Annotated in this window: 25 protein-coding genes; 6 read left to right on the top strand and 19 right to left on the bottom strand. The window is 63.4% G+C overall.

The genetic code is table 11. The features are described 5' to 3' along the window. Positions 1 to 275: 275 nt before the first annotated feature. Entirely contained in the window at positions 276 to 530 is a 255-nt protein-coding gene (locus UP10_RS11865) for a hypothetical protein (protein WP_044587527.1), read from the top strand. Positions 531 to 587: 57 nt separating this feature from the next. Here UP10_RS11865 and UP10_RS11860 read toward each other — a convergent pair whose 3' ends face one another. Together UP10_RS11860 and UP10_RS11855 are read right to left on the bottom strand one after the other, a co-directional pair. After that, entirely contained in the window at positions 588 to 728 is a 141-nt protein-coding gene (locus tag UP10_RS11860; RefSeq protein WP_245321714.1) for a hypothetical protein, read from the bottom strand. A 141-nt stretch (positions 729 to 869) separates the two neighbouring features. After that, entirely contained in the window at positions 870 to 1,679 is an 810-nt protein-coding gene (locus UP10_RS11855; RefSeq protein WP_044541144.1) for a response regulator, read from the bottom strand. Positions 1,680 to 1,950: 271 nt separating this feature from the next. Here UP10_RS11855 and UP10_RS11850 point away from each other — a divergent pair, with 271 nt between their 5' ends. Both UP10_RS11850 and UP10_RS11845 read left to right on the top strand, forming a co-directional pair. Further along, on the top strand, positions 1,951 to 2,154 hold the full coding sequence (locus tag UP10_RS11850; protein ID WP_044541248.1) for a NepR family anti-sigma factor: 204 nt from the start codon (positions 1,951 to 1,953) through the stop codon (positions 2,152 to 2,154). Beyond that, a complete protein-coding gene (locus tag UP10_RS11845) occupies positions 2,154 to 2,702 on the top strand; it encodes a sigma-70 family RNA polymerase sigma factor (RefSeq protein ID WP_044541143.1) in 549 nt (182 codons plus the stop codon). The genes UP10_RS11850 and UP10_RS11845 overlap by 1 nt, the downstream gene beginning before the upstream one ends. 197 nt (positions 2,703 to 2,899) lie before the next feature. Here UP10_RS11845 and UP10_RS11840 read toward each other — a convergent pair whose 3' ends face one another. The 15 genes from UP10_RS11840 to urtA form a co-directional block, all read right to left on the bottom strand. Continuing rightward, positions 2,900 to 4,561 carry a CHASE domain-containing protein gene (locus tag UP10_RS11840; protein ID WP_044587526.1) on the bottom strand — a complete coding sequence of 554 codons (1,662 nt, stop codon included), beginning with the start codon at positions 4,559 to 4,561 and terminating at the stop codon, positions 2,900 to 2,902. Positions 4,562 to 4,971: 410 nt separating this feature from the next. Then, positions 4,972 to 5,625 (bottom strand): urease accessory protein UreG, encoded by a 654-nt coding sequence (ureG, locus tag UP10_RS11835; protein WP_044587525.1) that lies wholly within the window; start codon positions 5,623 to 5,625, stop codon positions 4,972 to 4,974. 36 nt (positions 5,626 to 5,661) lie between these two features. Continuing rightward, a complete protein-coding gene (locus UP10_RS11830; RefSeq protein WP_044587524.1) occupies positions 5,662 to 6,399 on the bottom strand; it encodes an urease accessory protein UreF in 738 nt (245 codons plus the stop codon). Continuing rightward, positions 6,380 to 6,955 carry an urease accessory protein UreE gene (locus UP10_RS11825; RefSeq protein WP_044587523.1) on the bottom strand — a complete coding sequence of 192 codons (576 nt, stop codon included), beginning with the start codon at positions 6,953 to 6,955 and terminating at the stop codon, positions 6,380 to 6,382. The genes UP10_RS11830 and UP10_RS11825 overlap by 20 nt, the downstream gene beginning before the upstream one ends. A 21-nt stretch (positions 6,956 to 6,976) precedes the next feature. Further along, a complete protein-coding gene (locus UP10_RS11820) occupies positions 6,977 to 7,276 on the bottom strand; it encodes a putative quinol monooxygenase (RefSeq protein WP_044587522.1) in 300 nt (99 codons plus the stop codon). Positions 7,277 to 7,301: 25 nt separating this feature from the next. Further along, the gene (locus tag UP10_RS11815; RefSeq protein WP_044587521.1) at positions 7,302 to 7,601 is read right to left on the bottom strand and encodes a putative quinol monooxygenase; all 300 of its coding nucleotides are present in this window, start codon (positions 7,599 to 7,601) and stop codon (positions 7,302 to 7,304) included. A gap of 49 nt (positions 7,602 to 7,650) precedes the next feature. Beyond that, the gene (gene ureC, locus UP10_RS11810; protein ID WP_044587520.1) at positions 7,651 to 9,366 is read right to left on the bottom strand and encodes an urease subunit alpha; all 1,716 of its coding nucleotides are present in this window, start codon (positions 9,364 to 9,366) and stop codon (positions 7,651 to 7,653) included. 146 nt (positions 9,367 to 9,512) lie between these two features. Next, complete coding sequence (locus UP10_RS11805; protein ID WP_044587519.1) at positions 9,513 to 9,818, bottom strand: urease subunit beta; 306 nt, start codon at positions 9,816 to 9,818, stop codon at positions 9,513 to 9,515. Between the two features lie 9 nt (positions 9,819 to 9,827). Beyond that, positions 9,828 to 10,130 (bottom strand): urease subunit gamma, encoded by a 303-nt coding sequence (locus UP10_RS11800; RefSeq protein WP_044541133.1) that lies wholly within the window; start codon positions 10,128 to 10,130, stop codon positions 9,828 to 9,830. 44 nt (positions 10,131 to 10,174) lie between these two features. Next, a complete protein-coding gene (locus tag UP10_RS11795) occupies positions 10,175 to 11,011 on the bottom strand; it encodes an urease accessory protein UreD (protein WP_044587518.1) in 837 nt (278 codons plus the stop codon). Positions 11,012 to 11,061: 50 nt separating this feature from the next. Further along, positions 11,062 to 11,757: an urea ABC transporter ATP-binding subunit UrtE gene (urtE, locus tag UP10_RS11790; protein ID WP_044587517.1), complete on the bottom strand. Its 696-nt coding sequence runs from the start codon at positions 11,755 to 11,757 to the stop codon at positions 11,062 to 11,064. A gap of 3 nt (positions 11,758 to 11,760) precedes the next feature. Further along, entirely contained in the window at positions 11,761 to 12,522 is a 762-nt protein-coding gene (urtD, locus tag UP10_RS11785; RefSeq protein WP_044587516.1) for an urea ABC transporter ATP-binding protein UrtD, read from the bottom strand. Positions 12,523 to 12,526: 4 nt separating this feature from the next. After that, complete coding sequence (gene urtC / locus UP10_RS11780; RefSeq protein ID WP_044587515.1) at positions 12,527 to 13,696, bottom strand: urea ABC transporter permease subunit UrtC; 1,170 nt, start codon at positions 13,694 to 13,696, stop codon at positions 12,527 to 12,529. Then, on the bottom strand, positions 13,693 to 15,228 hold the full coding sequence (gene urtB / locus UP10_RS11775) for an urea ABC transporter permease subunit UrtB (RefSeq protein WP_245321719.1): 1,536 nt from the start codon (positions 15,226 to 15,228) through the stop codon (positions 13,693 to 13,695). The genes urtC and urtB overlap by 4 nt, the downstream gene beginning before the upstream one ends. Before the next feature lie 184 nt (positions 15,229 to 15,412). Next, a complete protein-coding gene (gene urtA / locus UP10_RS11770; RefSeq protein WP_044541127.1) occupies positions 15,413 to 16,741 on the bottom strand; it encodes an urea ABC transporter substrate-binding protein in 1,329 nt (442 codons plus the stop codon). Positions 16,742 to 17,274: 533 nt separating this feature from the next. On the opposite strand from urtA, the gene UP10_RS11765 reads away from it, so the two are divergent. The 3 genes from UP10_RS11765 to UP10_RS11755 all read left to right on the top strand — a co-directional run bounded on the left by UP10_RS11765 (position 17,275) and on the right by UP10_RS11755 (position 19,487). After that, positions 17,275 to 18,690 carry a DEAD/DEAH box helicase gene (locus UP10_RS11765; protein ID WP_044587513.1) on the top strand — a complete coding sequence of 472 codons (1,416 nt, stop codon included), beginning with the start codon at positions 17,275 to 17,277 and terminating at the stop codon, positions 18,688 to 18,690. Between the two features lie 24 nt (positions 18,691 to 18,714). Continuing rightward, positions 18,715 to 19,005 carry a translation initiation factor IF-1 gene (infA, locus tag UP10_RS11760; RefSeq protein ID WP_044541125.1) on the top strand — a complete coding sequence of 97 codons (291 nt, stop codon included), beginning with the start codon at positions 18,715 to 18,717 and terminating at the stop codon, positions 19,003 to 19,005. A 269-nt stretch (positions 19,006 to 19,274) separates the two neighbouring features. After that, positions 19,275 to 19,487: a cold-shock protein gene (locus tag UP10_RS11755; RefSeq protein ID WP_016842648.1), complete on the top strand. Its 213-nt coding sequence runs from the start codon at positions 19,275 to 19,277 to the stop codon at positions 19,485 to 19,487. Positions 19,488 to 19,591: 104 nt separating this feature from the next. Here the strand turns inward: UP10_RS11755 and UP10_RS11750 are convergent, their stop codons facing one another. Together UP10_RS11750 and UP10_RS11745 are read right to left on the bottom strand one after the other, a co-directional pair. After that, on the bottom strand, positions 19,592 to 20,221 hold the full coding sequence (locus tag UP10_RS11750; protein WP_044587587.1) for a TadE/TadG family type IV pilus assembly protein: 630 nt from the start codon (positions 20,219 to 20,221) through the stop codon (positions 19,592 to 19,594). A gap of 8 nt (positions 20,222 to 20,229) precedes the next feature. Then, on the bottom strand, positions 20,230 to 20,793 hold the full coding sequence (locus UP10_RS11745) for a TadE/TadG family type IV pilus assembly protein (protein WP_044587512.1): 564 nt from the start codon (positions 20,791 to 20,793) through the stop codon (positions 20,230 to 20,232). Positions 20,794 to 20,922: the final 129 nt, after the last annotated feature.

Genomic DNA, 20,922 nt, shown 5'->3' with positions numbered 1-20,922 from the left:
CCAGCGGTCCAGTTGCTCGATGACCCGCGCATGGCTAGGCCGCCGCGGCTTCGGTGCCTTAGGCTCCTCTGACAGCTTGCGGGGTAGCTTGACGTCGTCTGTCATGGCGTCTCTCCCACGTAGTAAACGCGGCAAGCGGCTCCATGTTCCGATGCAACATATTGATTTTATTAGAGTATTTTGCTAACTTGGCGTTTTTGTCTGTGCCTGGGGAACCCGATGCAAGTTTGCTCGTTTAGCAAATTACTCAATCAGCACATTTTGGGTGTTTAGCGATGAATGAGCTTCGGGGTGAACGACTTCAGGTCATGTTGTCTCCAGAGGAATTGGCAACGCTCGACGATTTCCGCTTCCGCCACCGCATGCCGACCCGGGCCGCGGCGGTCCGCGAGCTGCTCAAGCTTGGCCTGGCCAATGCGGCGGTCGACGGCGACACCGGCGTGAAGTCGAGCGATTATGGCGTGTTCAATCGGGGACCGGATGGGCACACGCAGGCCGACCCCGGCACAAACGCGCCGGACACGGATTGACGCACGGACTACCGCGCGTTCGCAACCATCGGCGCATCGCGTCGGTGGCGCAGCCGTTCAGACCGCGCCGAACAGGTCGACGATCGCTTGCAGGATGCAGACCACCAGCGCCGACGAGAGCATCGCCGTCCCCAGATCCGCGACATAAAGCAGCTGCGCCCTTTGCTCCGCATCAAGCTCCGCGATTGCCTTGCGCATGGCCTGGCTCCTGTTTCTGTCGGGAGAACGCGCCGCGCGGACGCCCGTTCCGTCGCGCGACGCACGCAGCGCGCATAAAAAAACCGGCGCACCTTGCGGTACGCCGGTTCAGTTTGACCAGCTTCAAGTAAACTCAGCAGCTCATGCCGACGCAGCCCGCGGCGCGCGATTGCGCGAGTTGCGCTGGAAGAACAGCGCCTGGCTCGCCACCGCCGACACCATCGCCGGCTGGAACGGCTTTGAGATCAGGAATGCAGGCTCCGGCCGCTCGCCGGTCAGGAAGCGCTCGGGATAAGCGGTGATGAACACCACCGGCACCTCGAAGATGCGCAACAGCTCGTTGACGGCATCGAGGCCCGACGAGCCGTCGGCGAGCTGGATGTCGGCGAGGATCAGGCCGGGCTTCTTGTTCTTGGCGAGCGCCACCGCATCCGAATGGGTGCGGGCGACGCCGATGACGTTGTGACCGAGATTCTTCACTAGGCTTTCGAGGTCCATCGCAATGAAGGTCTCGTCCTCGATGATCAGCACGTCGGTCGCGATCTCGGCAGCCATTTCGCGGCCGGCGGCGTCGGTGAGCTTGCGCGTCTCGGCGATGTCGATGGCGAGAATGTAGGCCACCTCCTCCTCCGAAAATCCTTCCAGCGAAAGCAGCAGGAAGGCCTGGCGCGGCAGCGGCGTGATGTTGGAGAGACGGCGCTCCGGCGGCAGCGACAGCGTCGCCACATCGGCATTGTCGTTATTGACCGACACTGAATTCCAGATCTGGGTAAAGAGCCGGAACAGCCCGGCGCGCGGGCCGTGCGTCTCGTCCAGCAACGCTGCATCCTGCAGCAGGGCCTCGAGCATGGCCCCGACATAGGCGTCTCCCGACGCCTGGTTTCCGGTCAGCGCGCGGGCGTAGCGGCGCAGCAGCGGAAGATGTTCAGCAACGACCTGCGATCGGGACATTCCCACTCCATCCTTGTTCGTGAGGCCAAACCGGCCTGAAACGCGTTGACCGGGGACGGCGTATCCCATTCCGGGAGGCGACCCCGGTTCCCCTGCATGCCCATCTACGCGCGACCGGCCAGAAAGTTCCACGAAATAGTTCCAGCGTGGCGGAACTTTCTGCGCAACTTTGCATTAGCTCGTGACCGATCGGGCCAGAGGTCAGCCTTTCTTTCGAGGAAACGACTTGGAAAATCAGAGACTTAACTCCCGGGGAAGCGTGGATCACATCATGAAGGAAGTAAAGAAGCAGGGCGGTCTCAACGCCGAGATTCAGTCGAGGATCGGCCACCAGCTTCGTGCCATGTACGACGACGTGGTACGACAGGGAGTGCCCGACCGCTTTGCGGAGCTGGTCCGCAAGCTCGACGGACCCGAGGCTGCCGCGGCGGCCGCTGCCGGGGGCGATACCGACAAGAACAATGGAGGGGACTAATGCCTCTCACCAATGAACTTCGCGACGACATCCTGGCGTCGGTCCCTAGCCTGCGCGCATTCGCGATCTCGCTGTCCGGCAATGGCGACCGCGCCGACGATCTGGTGCAGGAGACCTTGCTGCGCGCGATCGCCAATATCGACTCGTTCCAGGTAGGCTCGAACCTGCCGGCGTGGCTGTTCACCATCCTGCGCAACCTGTTTCGCTCCGACTACCGGAAGCGGCGCCGCGAGGTGGAGGACGCCGACGGCAACTATGCCAAGACGCTGAAGAGCCAGCCGTCGCAGACCGCGCATCTGGAGTTCGAGGAATTCCGCGCCGCGCTCGAGAAGCTGCCGCAGGACCAGCGCGAGGCGCTGATCCTGGTCGGTGCCTCCGGCTTCTCCTACGAAGATGCGTCGGCGATCTGCGGCTGCGCAGTCGGCACCATCAAGAGCCGCGTCAACCGCGCGCGCTCGAAGCTGAGCGCGCTGCTCTATGTCGACAGCGCCGAGGATTTCGGCCCCGACAACACCGTGCGCGCCGTGATCGGCGGCAATGGCGGCTAGGCGAGAGAGATGTTGAATGCGGAAAGGCGGCCAGGTCGGGCCGCCTTTTTTGTTTGAGGCGCAAAGCCACACCGTCGTCATTCCGGGACGCGCCTCTCGGCGCGGGCCCGGAATCCATTTTGCCACCGGCAACGTGGATAAATGGATTCCGGGTTCGCGCTACGCGCGCCCCGGAATGACGGCGAATCTGATTTGCGCTACTTCTTCCCCCCGCGCACCGGCGCGGCGAACTGCTCGGTGCGGTCGCGCTCGGTCATGTCGACGACGGTGTCCATCGGCGCGGTGAGCTCGTAGACGTAGGAGACGTCGGTGAAATAGCGCTTTGCGGTGCCGCCGAGCGCTTCGGGCGCGACGCGGTCGAGCAGGATCAGGCCGAAATCGCTGTCCGCGCGCCGCGTCGCCTCGCTGGTGTTGAACTCCTCCCAGCGGAAATGGAAGATCGCGTCGTCGCCCTCCCCGGTCACCTCCCAGTTGGCGACGATGTGCGGATGCTTGCCGACCAGCGACAGGCCTTCGTCGGAATGCGAGGCGAGTTCGAAGAACAACAGCGACAGCGACTGCGCTGCGCGGGCGCTGACGGTGATGTCCGGGCCGTTCACCGCGATGCGGTCGGCGTGCGGGATCGCGCGCGATTCGAACAGGCCCTTCAGCTTGACGCCCTGCCACTGGCTCTCGCTGAGCAGCGTCACGACGTTGGACATCGCGTGGATGCGGCCGATCAGGAGGTCGCGTGCGGCGTCAATGTCGGTGCCGTGGCGCAGCGTGCGCGTCACGATCGACTGGATCACCGCCAGGATGTTCTTGACGCGATGGTTGAGCTCGTCGATGACGGCCGTCAGCCGCCGTTCGAAGCCGATCCTGACCTCGATCTCGCGGCTGAGGCGCAGATTGTTGTAGGCGACATAGCCGAACAGGCCGCAGACAATGCCGGTCAGCGCCAGCCCGATCGCCGCGACAATGGTCGCGGTCTGCTGCGCGCGCGCCGTGGCGTTGCTCTTGGCGTAATAGTCGAGCGACCAGTCGCGGCCGCCGAACGTCACGGTGCGGACCATCGACGGCGCCGGCCCGTTCTCGCGCACCGTGCGCGAGGTGACGGCGCCCTGCTCGTTGGCGGTGAACTCGTCGTTGGAATCGCGCGGATCCTTCAATGCCACCGCAAACAGCGATGAGTCGTCGTTGGTCAGCATCAGCGACGACAGCTCGTAGGAAAAGGTGACGAAGCCGGCCGGCTCCGACGCCCCCTCGGGGAATACCGGCGCCGCCAGCGCGACGCCGACCGGGCCATTCTGCCGCAGCAGCGGGATCGGGTCCGAGGCCACCGGCTTGGCGTCGGCCAGCGCCTGCGCCAGCATCGGGCCGACCACGGAGTGGCGGTCGAAGGCACGGCCCGGGATGTTCAGGGTTTCCGGGGTGCGCGGCTCGACATCCATCATCACGTTGATCGGCCGGTCGAGCGCCTTGATGTCGAGCGGCTGGTCGTCGAAATCGCGGATCGACGGGTCGGTGAACCCTGCGGTTTTCAGCTCCACCGCCGCTGCGGGCAGCTCGTCCGGCCGCAGCCGCGCGATCCAGGCGGCGACGACGAAGTCGGTCTTGAAGGCATAGATCGCCGAGCGCAGCGGCTGCAGCATGTTGGCCTTCACCGTCGACGGCGCCCGGAATAGGCCCGACGCCACCCGCGCCAGCAGCTCGCGCTCGGTGAGGCGGTCCTGCACCAGGCTGGCATGCACGTCGATCGCCCGCGCCAGCGCGATGCCGTCGAGCGCCAGCTCCTGATCGTGCACCCGATAGGCGGCGAGACCGGAGAGCAACGCTCCGATCAGCGCGATCAAGGCGACGATGAAGCCCAGCCGAACCACTCGCTTACTCGGCAATCAGGGGGTGGCGGAAAGGGACGGAAGGCATCCGATGGGTGCGGGGGCAGCGACAAATCAACACGCGATGAACACCTGCCGCAGAGGAATATGGAATAGCAATCATCGCTACGCAACATGAGCCAGTCGACAGCATTAACGCTGACACCACCCTGCTGATCTTTGGCGGCACCAGAGGTTGCTAATCGGCAAAGTTGGATTTTGTTCCGGCGATTGCGGAACTTTTTTGCGGCGGGCAAGCACAGCTCAATGATCGACCGTCATCCTGAGGTGCGCGCCCTTGCGCGCCTCGAGGATCGACGGCCACCAGCCGGGCCGATTCATCCTTCGAGACGCGCTACGCGCTCCTCAGGATGACGGATCAGCCATCAGGGGCCTGCCACAATGATTAACGGCTATGCCTTCGCGCCGGCCTTGGCGCTGGCCTTGCCCTGCGGCCGCAGGCCGCCCTTGGTCTCGATGAAGCTGATGATCTGCTCGAGGCCGTCGCTCTTCTTCAGGTTGGTCATCACAAAGGGCCGCTCGCCGCGCATCCGCCTGGCGTCGGTGTCCATCTTCTCCAGCGACGCCCCGACGTGGGGGGCGAGGTCGATCTTGTTGATCACGAGAAGGTCGGACCGCGTGATCCCGGGACCGCCCTTTGAGGGGATCTTGTCGCCGGCAGCGACGTCGATGACATAAATCGTCAGATCAGCCAGTTCTGGAGAGAAGGTCGCAGCCAGATTGTCGCCACCGGATTCGATCAGGACCAGATCGAGGTTCGGAAACTTGGCGCGCATGTCGGCAACGGCGGCGAGATTCATCGAGGCGTCCTCGCGGATCGCGGTGTGCGGGCAGCCGCCGGTCTCGACGCCGGCGATGCGGTCCGCCGTCAGCGAGCCCGATCGCACCAGAAATTCGGCATCCCATTTGGTGTAGATGTCGTTGGTGATCGCCGCGATGTCGTAGCGCTCGCGCATCGACTTGCAGAGCAGATCCATCAGCGCGGTCTTGCCGGAGCCGACCGGACCGCCGACACCGACACGCAACGGGCCGTGAGATGTGGGCATGTCAGAGGCCTTTCGACGTGTGGGGAGAGCTGCGCATCATGACCGAAACAACCTCGTGTATTGCGTCTCGTGCCGCAAGCTGTCGAGATCGGCGCGGAAGGTCGCGCTGCCGAGATCGTCGAGCGAGGCCGCGCCGGCGCGCGCGGCCGTCGCGGCTGCCACCGGCTCGAGATCGGCCAGCACACGCTGGCTGTCGGTCTGCCCGAGCGGGATCAGTCGGCTACCTGCAGAAATCCAGTTGGAGACCACGGCGTGGAGAAAGGCGTGCAGCACCGGCTCCAGCGGAATGCCGTGCGCCGCGCTGACCAAACCGACCGCGACAGGATAGACGATCGGGCCGCTACAGGCGGCAACGCTCGCATCGAGGCCCTGCGAATTCCAGGCCGCACGCGCAATGTCGATGAAGGCGCGGCCCTGGCTCGTGGTCTCAAGCTGCCGCTCACGCGACGGCACGAAGGCGGCGGCGAGTTCAGCGATCTCCTTTAAGGCGACGTGATCATGGTCCGACGCGGCGCGGTGGCTGTGCACGACGAACACGGCGTCGCAAAATCCGCTTCCCTCGGCCAGCATTGCCGCGAGCCAGTCGCGCAGCGATGCAGCATCGGTGATGTCGCCGGCTTCCACTGCCCATTCGATGCCGCTGGAATAGGCGAAAGCGCCAACCGGGAACGATGGCGACAGCCACGTCATCAGCCGGTACAGCGCCTTCGCCTCGCCCGCCGTCATCCCGCCGCTGATAGCGGCGGGATCGGTCTCATTTGTGGTCATGAGCATGGGAATGGTCGTGATGGTCGTGGCCGCAATGCTCGTCGTGGTGATGATGGCCATGATCGTGCGCGTGGCTCTGGGCGTGATCGTGCCCGGTATGGTCATGCGCGTGCGGCTCTTCCGCATTGGCATGCCCGGCATAGGCGCCGCCCTCGGGATCGAACGGCGCTTCGATCTCGATGACACGGGCCCCGAGCCCCTTCACCATCGCCTCGATGACGTGATCGCGGCGGATGCGTAGGCCCTTCGGCATGATCTGGGTCGGCAAATGGCGGTTGCCGAGATGCCAGGCGACCCTGATCAAATGATGCGGATCGCTGCCACGGATTTCCAGTAGCGGCTCCGGAGCGGCGACCACCTCGACGAGGCGACCGTCCTCCAGCACCAGCGCGTCGCCGCCGCGCAGCGCGACGGCGTTTTCGAGATCGAGCAGGAATTCGAACCCGCCCGTCCCAGTCATCGCCATCCGCCGCCGGTGACGGTCGTCGAAATCAAGCACGACGGTGTCGGCGGGTGTGTCCGTCCAGCGATGCTGTCCCAGAACTCTTGTCGCGCGGATCATCGAAACCTTCGTGTTGTTGCCTCAGAGCTTCTCGACCTTGCCGTCGCTGATGATCTCGATCACCGTCGGTGCGGTCTTCATTTGCGAGGAATACTCCCGCCACACCTTCATATGCGGCGCGCGGCCATGCGCGTTGAGGTCTTCGCGGGTCTCCCAGCGCTCGACCACCACATACTGATTGGGATTGTTGACGCTGACATGGCCGTCATAGGACAGGCAGCCCTTCTCCTTGAGGGTCTCGGCCGTGCAGGCCTTGTGCCCCTTGATGAAGTCGTCGCGGTTGTCCGGCTTCATCGGCGTGGTGGCGATGACATAGATCATGGACTGCCTCCTTTCTTTTTGTTGATTAGCGGACGTCGACCTTCTCCGGCGTGATCACCTCGATCTTCGGCGGCGCGGCCATGCAATTCACCGCCACCCGGCCGAACGTCTTCATGTGCGCGGCGGTGCGATGCGGCACCAGCGCCTCGGCATTGTCCCACTGCTCGACGAACACCATCTTGCTGTGGTCGGTCACGCTCTCATGCAGATCGTAGGCGATATTGCCTGCTTCCTTGCGGGTTTCCTTGATGCAGGCCGTCGCCGCAGCGATGAATTCGGCACGGCTCTCGGGCTTGATGGTCAGCGTGGCTACGACGTAAATCACGGAAATTCCTCCCGGTTTTCTCTTTTAGCTTTGGATACCGGGAGGGGTTTTAGAACATAAAATAGCGCTGGGCCATGGGCAGCACGTCCGCGGGCGCGCAGGTGAGGAGTTCGCCGTCTGCGCGCACCTCATAGGTCTCGGGATCGACCTCGATATGGGGGGTGGCGTCATTGTGGATCATGCTCTTCTTGGAGATTTTTCCGCGGGTATTCTGCACCGCGTAGAGCTTCTTGGAGATGCCGAGCTTGCGGGCGAGCCCCCCGGCGACGGCGGCCTTCGACGTAAATACCACCGAGGACGCCGTCAGCGCCTTGCCGTAGGCTGCGAACATCGGCTGGTAGTGCACCGGCTGCGGCGTCGGGATCGAGGCGTTGGGATCGCCCATCGGAGCTGCCACGATCGAGCCGCCCTTGATGATGCAGTCCGGCTTGACGCCGAAGAAGGCTGGCGACCACAGCACGAGATCGGCCATCTTGCCCTTCTCGACCGAGCCGATCAGTTTTGAGACGCCATGCGCGATCGCCGGGTTGATGGTGTATTTGGCGATGTAGCGCTTGACGCGGAAATTGTCGTTGTCGTTGCCCTTGTCCTGCGGCAGCGACCCGCGCTGCTTCTTCATCTTGTCGGCGGTTTGCCAGGTGCGGATGATGACCTCGCCGAGCCGGCCCATCGCCTGTGAGTCCGACGACATCATCGAGAGCGCGCCGAGGTCGTGCAGGATGTCTTCGGCCGCGATGGTCTCTTTCCGGATCCGGCTTTCGGCGAAGGCGAGGTCTTCGGCGATCGACGGATCGAGGTGGTGGCACACCATCAGCATGTCCAGATGCTCGTCGATGGTGTTGCGGGTGAACGGCCGCGTCGGGCTGGTGGAGGACGGCAGCACGTTCATCAGGCCGGCAATCTTGATGATGTCAGGTGCGTGGCCGCCGCCGGCGCCTTCGGTGTGGAAGGCGTGAATGGTGCGGCCCTTGAACGCCTTCACGGTGTCCTCGACGAAGCCGGATTCGTTCAGCGTGTCCGAATGCAGCATCACCTGGACATCGTAATCGTCGGCCACCGACAGGCAGGTGTCGATCGCCGACGGCGTGGTGCCCCAATCCTCGTGCAGCTTCAACGCGCAGGCGCCAGCCTTGATCATCTCGACCAGCGCCGCCGGGCGCGACGCGTTGCCCTTGCCTGATATGCCGAGATTGACCGGGAAGGCATCGAACGACTGGATCATCCGCCCCATGTGCCACGGGCCGGGTGTACAGGTGGTGGCAAAGGTGCCATGCGATGGACCAGTGCCGCCGCCAAGCAAAGAGGTGACGCCAGCCATCAACGCGTGCTCGATCTGCTGCGGGCAGATGAAATGAATGTGGCTATCGAATCCCCCTGCAGTGAGGATCTTGCCTTCGCCGGCGATTACGTCAGTGCCGGGACCGATGATGATGGTGACGTTGGGCTGGATGTCGGGATTGCCGGCCTTGCCGATCGCAGCAATCATCCCTTCCTTGATCGCGACGTCGGCCTTGATGATGCCCCAGTGGTCGACGATCAGCGCATTGGTGATGACGGTGTCGGCAGCACCTTGCGCGTTGGTCACCTGCGACTGCCCCATGCCGTCGCGGATCACCTTGCCGCCGCCGAACTTCACCTCCTCACCATAGGTGGTGAGATCCTTCTCGACCTCGATGATCAGGTCGGTATCGGCCAGCCGCACCTTGTCGCCGGTCGTCGGCCCGAACATGTCGGCATAGACGGAACGTTTGATTTTCACGGACATGTCAGCCCCTTGTTGCGCGCGTCGCGAATTTCTTTGGCGCCGGTTCGCCTTGTCTCTGCCGTCGGAGCCCGGGGCTTACCCCTCTCCCCAACCCTCCCCCGCAAGGGGGGGAGGGAGCCCGACCTGCGTGCTCACCTCACGATGGATCACAGCTTCCCCTTCACCTCGCCGCGGAAGCCGTGGACGATGCGCTTGCCGGCCAGTGCCACGAGCTTGACGTCGCGGGTCTGGCCGGGCTCGAAGCGGACGGCGGTGCCGGCGGCGATGTCGAGGCGCATGCCGCGGGCCTTCTTGCGGTCGAACTTCAAGGCCGGGTTGGTCTCGTAGAAATGGTAGTGCGAGCCGACCTGGATCGGGCGGTCGCCGGTGTTGGCAACCGACAGCGTCACGGTCTTGCGGCCGGCATTGAGCTCGATCTCGCCGTCCTTGATGAAGAGTTCGCCGGGGATCATGTCGCGCTCCTATCGGATCGGCTCGTGGACGGTGACGAGCTTGGTGCCGTCGGGGAATGTCGCCTCGACCTGGATGTCGTGGATCATCTCGGGGATGCCGGCCATCACCTGGTCGCGGGTCAAAACCTTGGCGCCGGCCTGCATCAAATCGGCGACGGTGCGCCCGTCGCGCGCGCCCTCGACGATGAAGTCGGAGATCAGCGCGATGGCCTCCGGGTGGTTCAGCTTGACGCCGCGCTCGAGCCGGCGGCGCGCCACCATGGCCGCCATCGAAACCAGGAGCTTGTCCTTTTCGCGGGGAGACAAATTCATGCGAGCACTCTGATCATATTGAAGGGATGAGTTGAGCCAGCTTCCTAATTGAGCCAAAGCCTCGGCAACGGGACGGCGGAGGCGCGGCCGAGCACCGTCATCATGTCGGCGCGCAGCCTCGCCGCATCTTGGGCACAGAAACGCGCCATTGCAAATCCATTCCAGGCGGAGATGCCGACCTCGCCGCCGAAGCTTTCCGACGCCTCGCGGAGGCGTTCGACCAGTGCCTCGTCGCCCGGCACGAACAGTGCGGTCCCGATCGCCGCGCCGCCGCCCGCGATCGCGGGCTTTGCGAGCTTGTCGCCGATCTCGCCGTCGAGACGGATCGTCTCCGCAAACACCAGCCTGCCGCCGCGGCGCATCCGCCAACGGTCGACAAACTCGCCGTGGCGCATCGTCTCGCCCATCGCGGCGCGGCCAAACACAACGATTTCGCAAAGCAAAAGCGAGGCATTTTCGGCGAGATCGATGTCGAAGCTACGGTGGATCCGAGCGCGATCAAACAGGATGGTCTCCTGCGGCAGCCAGGCGAGGTGCGCCCCCGCCTCCGCCTTCAGGGCAATGCCGAGCCGCGCAGGCGCGCCGGGGGCGCGATAGACCTTCTCGGCCGCAGCTGTGGTCAGCGTCAACCGGGCGCCCTCGCCGGCCGCGATTGCGATGTCGAAGCGGTCGCCGCCGGCAATGCCGCCGGCGGTATTGACGAACATCGCCGACAGGCCGTCGTCTTCCGGCGATGGAAAGCGGACGCGCAAAGAGCCTGATTCATGCAGATCACCGCGGCGGGTGGCGCCATCCCTTCGATGCACGTCGAACCACACCGCGCCCTGCGCACGGTTCGCTGCAAATGTCTCTGAAGATGCGCCTGCGATCTCGCTCCGCATCCGCCCCAACGCTCCCCCTCCGCGCCGCGAGGAGCGGCGTCACAGTTTCATTACAGCGCCATCTGGCGGCTGATCTCGGCGGGATCGAGGGTCGCACGGTCGCAGGCATATTTCACCGCGCCTCGGTCCATCACGGCGAAACTGTCGCCGAGTTCGCAGGCGAAGTCGAGATATTGTTCGACCAGCACGATCGCGATATTGCCGAGGTTGCGCAGATAAGAGATGGCGCGGCCGATATCCTTGATGATCGAGGGCTGGATGCCCTCGGTCGGCTCGTCGAGCAGCAACAGCTTTGGCCGCATCACCAGCGCGCGGCCGATCGCAAGCTGCTGTTGCTGGCCGCCGGAGAGGTCGCCGCCGCGGCGGCCGAGCATAGTCTGCAGCACCGGAAACAGTGAGAACACGTCGTCGGGGATGTTGCGATCCTCGCGCTTCAGCGGCCCGAAGCCGGTCTTGAGATTCTCTTCCACCGTGAGCAGCGGAAAGATCTCGCGGCCCTGCGGCACGAAGCCGATGCCGTGCCGCGCCCGCTCATAGGGTTTTAGCGCGGTGATATCCTTGCCGTCGAAATTGATCGCGCCGGAGGCGATCGGGTACTGCCCGACCATGGCGCGCAGCAGCGAAGTCTTGCCGACGCCGTTACGTCCTAGCACACAGGTGACCTTGCCGGGCTCTGCGGTGATCGAAACGCCGCGCAAGGCCTGCGCCGCGCCGTAGAATAAATTGATGTTATCGACCTTCAGCATCGCTCAGCGCCCCAGATACACTTCAACAACCCGCTCATTCGACGACACCTGGTCGATTGTGCCTTCGGCCAGCACCGAACCTTCATGGAGACAGGTCACCTTGACGCCGAGCTCGCGGACGAAAGTCATGTCGTGCTCGACCACCATGATGGTGTGATTACGGTTGATTTCCTTCAACAGCTCCGCAGTCAGGTGGGTCTCGACGTCGGTCATGCCTGCGACCGGCTCGTCGACCAGCAGCACCTTCGGATCCTGCGCCAGCAGCATGCCAATCTCGAGCCACTGTTTCTGGCCGTGCGACAGGGAGCCCGCGAGGCGGTTGCGCGCGTCGGTCAGACGGATGGTCTCGAGCACCTTTTCGATGCGCTCGGACTCGGCCTTGCTGCCGCGCCAGAACAGCGTGCCGCGGACCGAGTGATCGACATTGAGCGCGAGCAGCAGATTGTCCTGCACCGTCTGGCTCTCGAACACCGTCGGCTTCTGGAATTTGCGGCCGATGCCGAGCTCGGCAATGCGGGTCTCGTCGAGCCGGGTCAGGTCGACGGTGCCGTCGAACAGCACGGTGCCCTCGTCCGGCTTGGTCTTGCCGGTGATGATGTCCATCATCGTGGTCTTGCCGGCGCCGTTCGGGCCGATGATGGCACGCATCTCGCCGGGCGCCAGCGTCAGCGACAGATTGTTGATGGCGTGAAAGCCGTCGAACGAGACGTGCACGCCGTCGAGATAGAGCATCGCCGAGGTGGCACGGGTATCCATCACGTTCATGTGCCTACTCCGCCGGGTTCGGTTCGCCGATGCCGTCTTCGCGCGCGGCACTTTCCTTGTCGGCTTCGATCGCCGCGCTGCGCTGCTTGTCGCGCCAGCTGTTGAAGGTGCCGACGATGCCCTTCGGCAACAGCAGCGTCACCAGGATGAACATCGCGCCCAGCATGAACAGCCAGTACGGCGCGAGCGGCCCCGAGGTGAAGTAGGTCTTGGCATAGTTGACGACGACGGCGCCGAGCGCGGCGCCGATCAGCGTGCCGCGGCCGCCGACCGCGACCCAGATGACAGCCTCGATCGAGTTGCCGGGCGCGAATTCGCTTGGATTGATGATGCCGACCTGCGGCACATAGAGCGCGCCCGCGACGCCGGCCATGCAGGCCGACAACGTGAACACGAACAGCTTGTAGGTCTCGACGCGGTAGCCGAGGAAGCGGGTGCGGGACTCAGCGTCGCGCACCGCGATCAGCACCTTGCCGAGCTTCGAGCTCACGACAGCGCGGCAGATCACAAAGGCAATGATCAGCGCCAGGCAGCTCAGCAGGAACAGCGCGCAGCGGGTGCCTTCGGCCTGCACGTTGAAGCCGAGGATGTCCTTGAAGTCGGTCAGGCCGTTGTTGCCGCCGAAGCCGAAATCGTTGCGGAAGAACGCCAGCAGCAGCGCATAGGTCATCGCTTGCGTGATGATCGAGAGGTAGACGCCGGTGACGCGGGAGCGGAAGGCGAGCCAGCCAAAGCAGAATGCCAGCAGGCCGGGCGCCACCAGGACCATCAGCGCTGCGAACCAGAACATGTCGAAGCCGTGCCAGTACCATGGCAGCTTCGGATAGTTCAGGAACACCATGAAATCAGGCAGGAGCGGGTTGCCGTAGACGCCGCGGCTGCCGATCTGGCGCATCAGGTACATGCCCATGGCGTAGCCGCCGAGTGCGAAGAACGCGCCGTGGCCGAGCGAGAGGATGCCGCAATAACCCCAGATCAGGTCGATCGCGAGCGCAAGGATGGCGTAGCAGACATATTTGCCCCACAGCGCCACCAGGTAGGTCGGCACCTGGAACATCGAGCCCTGCGGCAGCAGCAGATTCGACAGCGGGATCAGGATGCCCAGCGCGGCGACGATCAGGATGAAGGTAGCAGCGGCGCGATCGAGCGAGCGGGTGAGGATGTGCGGGGTCATGCTTCCACCGCCCGTCCCTTGAGGGCGAACAGGCCGCGCGGCCGCTTCTGGATGAACAGAATGATCAGCACCAGGATCGCGATCTTGCCGAGCACCGCGCCGGCCACCGGCTCGAGGAACTTGTTGGCGATGCCGAGCGTGAAGGCGCCGACCAGCGTGCCCCAGAGATTGCCGACGCCGCCGAACACCACCACCATGAAACTGTCGATGATGTAGCTCTGGCCGAGATTCGGGCTGACGTTATCGATCTGCGACAGCGCCACGCCAGCAATACCTGCGATGCCGGAGCCAAGGCCGAAGGTCAGCGCGTCAACCCGCGAGGTGGCGATGCCCATCGAGGCCGCCATGCGACGGTTCTGTGTCACCGCGCGCATCTCAAGGCCGAGCGCGGTATAGCGCAGCATCGCGAGCAGGATCGCGAACACCGCCAGCGTGAAGCAGAAGATCCAGAGCCGGTTGTAGGTGATGGTGATCTGGCCGACTTCGAACGCACCGCTCATCCAGGAAGGGTTGCCGACCTCGCGGTTGGTCGGACCGAACAGGGTGCGCACAGCCTGCTGCAGCACCAGCGACAGGCCCCACGTCGCCAGCAGGGTTTCCAGCGGGCGGCCGTAGAGGAAGCGGATGATGCTGCGTTCGATCAGCACGCCGATGCCGCCGGCGACCAGGAAAGCAAGCGGAAGGGCGATCAGAAGCGAATAATCGAACAGGCCGGGATAGCTGGTGCGGATCACCTCCTGCACCGCGAAGGTGGTGTACGCGCCAAGCATCACCATCTCGCCATGGGCCATGTTGATGACGCCCATCACGCCGAAGGTGATGGCTAGCCCGATCGCGGCGAGCAGCAGCACCGAGCCGAGCGACAGGCCATACCAAGCGTTCTGCACCGTCGACCATAGCGCCAGATTGCTCTGGATCGAGGAGATCGCGGAGGCCGCGGCCTTGGCAACCAGCGGCGGCTGGCCGGCGTCGAGACTGGTCAGCAGCGCCAGCGCCTCCTGATCGCCGCGCGCCTTGATCACGGCGACGGCGTCGAGCTTGTCGCTATCTGACGCGTCCGACTTGAACAGGATGATGGCGGCGCGCCCCTCGGCAAGCGCCTGCTTGGTGGATTTATTGGTCTCCTTGGCGAGCGCGCTGTCGACCGTCGGCAGCATGCTCTCGTCGTGGCTCTTGAGCACCGATTGCGCGGCAGACAGACGCTTCGCCGGGTCCGACGACATCAGTGTCAGGCCGCCGACCGCGGCATCCACGGTGCGGCGCAGGCGGTTGTTGAGGCGGACGGCAGCGGCATTGTCCGGCAGCTTGTCGACGGCAGCACCCGTTGCGGCGTCGATGATCTTGCCGTCGGGCTGGGTGATGAAGACCTTCTTGCTGTCGGGATCAGCCGACAAACGGCCATCCTGCAGCGCGCTGATGATCGGGGACGCGAGCGGATTGCCCGATGATGCGATCTCACCGACCGCGTCCTCGGTGTCGGAAAACTCATCATTGGCGAACTTGGCGACCGAGTCCTCGAACGGACCGGCCATTGCCGGCAGGACAAAGCAGCTGAGCAGCAGGATCGAAAGAAACAGCGCGCGAAAGCGGTCAATACAATTGGCGAACACGTGAATACCCCGGCCGGAGTGTGAGGAGAAGGCGGCGAACCGCGCCGCCTTCTCCAGTGTCTTGGAAGGTTCTTGTTGTGTCGTTGATCAGATCAGCAGTCCCGGATCAGGAACCCGAACCGAGGCACTTGCTAGTCTTGGTGTTGTAGTTGCCGCACTTCTTGCCGACCCAATCGCCAACCAGGTCCTTGGAGTCGGGCAATTCCTTCGACCATGCGTCGCCGGCGACTTCCGCCGGTGTCTTCCACACCACGTCGAACTGGCCATTGGCTTTGATTTCGCCAATGTAGACCGGCTTGGTGATGTGATGGTTCGGAAGCACCTTGGCGGTACCGCCCGTGAGGTTCGCCGTCTCGATGCCGGGAAGTGCATCGATCACCTTGTCCGGATCGGTCGACTTCACTTTCTCGACCGCCTTCACCCACAGATTGAAGCCGATGTAGGTGGCTTCCATCGGATCGTTGGTGGTGCGCTTCGGGTTCTTGGTGTAGGCCTGCCACTCCTTGATGAACTTTTCGTTCGCCGGGGTCTTGATCGATTCGAAATAGTTCCAGGCGGCGAGATGGCCGACCAGCGGCTTGGCGTCGATGCCGGCGAGTTCTTCTTCGCCGACCGAGAACGCGACCACCGGAATGTCTTTTGCCTTGATGCCCTGGTTGCCCAGTTCCTTGTAGAAGGGAACGTTGGCGTCGCCGTTGATGGTGGAGACCACGGCGGTCTTCTTGCCGGCCGAGCCGAACTTCTTGATGTCGGCCACGATCGTCTGCCAGTCGGAGTGACCGAACGGCGTGTAGTTGATCATGATGTCTTCCTGGGCGACGCCCTTCGACTTCAGGTACGCCTCCAGGATCTTGTTGGTGGTGCGCGGATAGACGTAGTCGGTGCCGGCCAGCACCCAGCGCTTCACCTTCTCGTCCTTCATCAGATAGTCGACGGCGGGGATCGCCTGCTGGTTCGGCGCAGCGCCGGTGTAGAACACGTTGCGCTCGGACTCTTCGCCTTCATACTGCACGGGATAGAACAGGATGTTGTTCAGCTCCTTGAAGACCGGGAGCACGGACTTGCGTGACACCGAGGTCCAGCAGCCGAACACGACCGCGACCTTGTCCTTGGTGATCAGCTCGCGCGCCTTTTCCGCAAACAGCGGCCAGTTCGAGGCGGGGTCGACGACGACGGCCTCGAGCTTCTTGCCCATCACGCCGCCCTTCTTGTTCTGCTCATCAATCATGAACAGGACGGTGTCCTTCAGCGTGCTTTCGCTGATGGCCATGGTACCGGAAAGCGAATGGAGAATACCCACCTTGATGGTGTCGTCGGCCGCTTGCGCGGGCGAGAACGACGAAGACGCAGCCAGGCCCATAACCAGGCCGGCAGTCGCCGCGAGAGCGCGGCGACGGGTCACCGTCGCTATATCGTGAGTAAGTTGTGTAAGCATGAAATGTCATCTCCCTGACGCAGGCGTGGAACGCTTGCGAAACGGCCACCTGGCCGCCTGCGGTTAAGGGAATCGCAAGAACTGTGCCACGCCCCTCACACCTCCTAAGATATTGAATAGACTTAGCAACTTCGGGAGTTCCGTTAGAATACGGCGCTCCGCCGCCTAATAATTAGGCCACAAAAATGTATGCCCAGAGGGCATCCTGATTATTTCGTGAGCAATATTGGCAGTTTGGCTAATTTTCCGGCATGGGTTTTTGACATTCTGCGCGACGGTTGAACGGGGAACTTCGGCTGCCACCTGGTTGCAACATCTTGAAAACGCCGTGTTCCTGGTCTACATGGTGGCGGTGCCCGCGCGAATCGCGGCGCGCCCACGCGAGCTGCGTGTTCAAGTCGTCTCAACGGCTTCTGGCTCGCCTTTGCATCCAACCTAGCCTGATGCCCCAGACACGCGGGTGTCCTGACGCCCTCGTGCGATTCTGGCGATATCCGCCGGGACGACGACTGTTTTATGGAAAGAACGACCTTTTGACCTCCTTTCAGGACTTCGGCCTCGCCGATCCCATCGCCCGTGCGCTGCGAGAAGAAAACTATCTCACGCCCACCCCCATCCAGGCCCAGACCATCCCGCTCGCCCTCACCGGCCGCGATGTCGTCGGCATCGCTCAGACCGGCACCGGCAAGACCGCAGCCTTTGCGCTTCCGATCCTGCACCGCATTCTGGAGAATCGCATCAAGCCGCAGCCCAAGACCTGCCGCGTGCTGGTGCTCTCGCCCACCCGCGAATTGTCGGGCCAGATCCTCGACAGTTTTAATGCCTATGGCCGCCACATCCGCCTGACCTCGACGCTGGCGATCGGCGGCGTACCGATGGGCCGTCAGGTCCGCTCCCTCATGCAAGGCGTCGAAGTGCTGGTAGCCACGCCCGGCCGCCTGCTCGACCTCGTGCAGAGCAACGGGCTGAAACTCAACCAGGTCGAATTCCTGGTGCTGGACGAAGCCGACCGCATGCTCGACATGGGCTTCATCAACGACATCCGCAAAATCGTCGCCAAGATGCCGATCAAGCGGCAGACACTGTTCTTCTCGGCGACCATGCCCAAGGATATCGCCGAGCTCGCCGAGGCGATGCTGCGCGATCCGGCCCGCGTCGCGGTGACGCCGGTCGCCTCAACGGTCGAACGTATCGTCCAGCGCATCATCCAGGTCGATTTCGCGGCCAAACCGGCGATTCTCGCCCAGCTTCTGAAGCAAGAACCGGTCAATCGCGCCCTGATCTTCACCCGCACCAAGCATGGCGCGGACAAGGTCGTGAAGGGCCTCGAGCGCGCCGGAATCAGTGCCAATGCGATCCACGGCAACAAGTCGCAGAACCACCGCGAGCGCACGCTGGCGGCGTTCCGCACCGGTGAGATCCGCACGCTGGTCGCGACCGACATTGCCGCCCGCGGCATTGACGTCGACGGCATCAGCCATGTGATCAATTTCGACCTGCCCAACATCCCGGAAAGCTATGTCCACCGGATCGGCCGCACCGCGCGCGCCGGCGCCGAGGGCGTCGCGATCTCGCTGGTCGCGGGCGCCGAGGAGATGGGCTATCTGCGCGACATCGAAAGACTGATCAAGATCACGGTGCCACGGGAAGACCGCCGCACACCAGGTAGCCGCGACGCCGCACCGGCACAGAGCCCGCAGCCGCACCGGGGCGGCCGTTCCGCGCCCCGCGCCCACAATGTCCGTGGGAATGAGGCCGCTCCAGGTGCAAAAGGCCCTCGCCGCCACCGCCGTGGAGGTGGTAACAATGGCGCGCCGCAGACGAACCGGGGCGAGTCGCCGCGTTCGTCGCAGGCTGGCAACAGCGAAAGCATCCAGGGCGTCGCCTTTTTGCATCGCGAGAGCCGGCCAAACACGCAGCCCAACCGCAACAAACGACCGCAGCACTAGCCGTCGCTCGATCTGAGGAAACACATGGCTAAGGAAGAGCTGATCCAGTTCGAAGGACTGGTGACCGAAATCCTCCCCGACGCTCGTTACCGGGTTCAACTTGACGCCGGACACGAGATCGTCGCCTACACCGCCGGCAAGATGAAGAAGAACCGGATCAAGACGTTGGCCGGCGACCGCGTCACGATCGAAATGTCGCCCTACGATCTCGAAAAGGGCCGACTGATATTCCGCCACAAGGACGAGCGTCCGAGTTCACCCGGCGGCCCGCCGCGGGGTGCACCGCCGCGCGGCGGTCAGTTCCGCCGTCGGTAACCGAGGCTTTGCAACTGCTGCGCGCATGACATTCCGATGCCATGCGCAACAATTGGCCGGCGCCCGCGCCGGCCAAAAAATCGCGCACGTCAGGATTGTTTTGAACCGCTCTATCGAATAATGTATCGGCCATCGATTTTCGGCCGGACGACATTAGCTATCCACCGGTACAGCCGGTTCAGACGCTGACGACCCTTCCAAAAATTCGATCTCACCACCCCGCCGACCAGCGGGTCTTGAACTTGTATATCTGAGAAGGGACTACCCCCGTGAGCATGGGAACCGTGAAGTGGTTTAACGCGACCAAGGGCTACGGCTTCATCCAGCCGGATGAAGGTGGCAACGACGTGTTCGTGCACATCAGTGCTGTCGAGCGCGCCGGTCTTGGCACTCTGCGTGAAGGCCAGAAGATCTCTTACGAGATCGTAGCTGACCGCCGTTCCGGCAAATCCTCGGCCGACAATCTCCGCGCCGCTGGATAAGCCGATTTCCCGCGAGCGCGACGCTCGAGGAAATTGCCGTCAAGACATCAAAGGCCGCACTTCAGGTGCGGCCTTTTTTGCGGGTGATGTTTTGTCGGGTCGGCCTACGTCGACGGACAAGCCGGCATGGGCGACCCCGAGGCGGGCGTCGGATAGATCACGCAATTCGCTTGTCGCGGGCGAGTATAGGCGACGTCGCTGAGCGTGATGCCGGCTTTCGCCATCACCCAGCCGACCGTCGGAACGTATTTATAGCTGATCTCGCTGTAGATCAGCGAGGTTTGCGGGATCAATAGCGCCGGTGGAACGATGCTGGTGACGTTCTGACCCACAGTGTGGGACGAAGGTGTCAGCGTCGCCTGCGTGGCACCGCTGGCAATGGTCGCAGCCTTGGTCCATTGGATCTTCGCGGTGTTCGTGGAATCGACGTAGATCTCCGACAGCGTGGCTTGGGTCGGGCTCGGGTCATAGGGCGTCATGATCCCGACGGCGGCGCTAAAGAAGTTGGTGAGATCACTGTCCGCGACCGAGATCGACTGCGAGGTCAAGTCGGACAATGTGCGCGCCATCAGCGTCACCTTGCGGTCGACGGCGACGCCGGACGAGAATTCGACGGTGCCGAAGAACAACAGCAGCATCAGCGGGAGGATAAGGGCGAACTCGACGGCCGCCAGCCCACGCCTGTCGCGCGCGAACCGCCGCAGACGAAGCCAAATCCGCACTCTCTGTCGCATGTTCCGCATCAGAAGGGCTCATTCTTGAAGGCTGCAGTCGCGGTCAGGAGACGTTTGCCGGTGTTCAGGTTGGCGACGTTGAAACCAAGCGAAGTGACAAACAGCGGCCACTGATAGAACAGGCGGACCACGACGATGCTGCCGGCGCCACCGGTACTGTACTGCATGGCCGGAAGGAAGTTTCCGCCCGAATCGATCGGCGGGGTGAGGTTGACTGAACCGAACTGGGACGCGGTGTAGCTGCGCACGTCGATATAGATGCCGTTGGTGCAATCGAACAAGGCACTGATCTGGCTGCAGACGTAGGTCTTGAACTGCGCCTGAGTGCAGGGCGTCGAACAGCCCGTCACCAGGCCGCTCTGCGCCTGACCGGTCATGATCGCGCGCGCGGAATCCTGCGTCACGGTCTCCAGCACCTGGCCGGCAAAGAAGATCATGGCGGTCTCGACGATCGCAAACACCAGCCCGAAAAACAGCGGCGCGATCAGCGCGAACTCGACCGCAGCCGAGCCGCGGGAATTGCGACGGAAACGACGCAGGAGGTTTTGGGAAAAACGAGCGGGCAGCGGCATCAACGACCCCGGATGAAAATGGCCGGTAACAGCTACCGGAAATCCATTGTTGAAGTGTTTCGTCGGATCGGGACAGAATGCCCTGTTCCATCAAGCCAATATTAACCGTGTCGAGATGGCGGCCTGCAA

Origin of the sequence: Bradyrhizobium sp. LTSPM299, from assembly GCF_000938235.1 — a bacterium.
GTDB lineage: Bacteria > Pseudomonadota > Alphaproteobacteria > Rhizobiales > Xanthobacteraceae > Bradyrhizobium.
The sequence above is the reverse complement of the archived record's forward strand: the minus strand, read 5'-3'. Positions and strand labels throughout refer to the sequence as shown.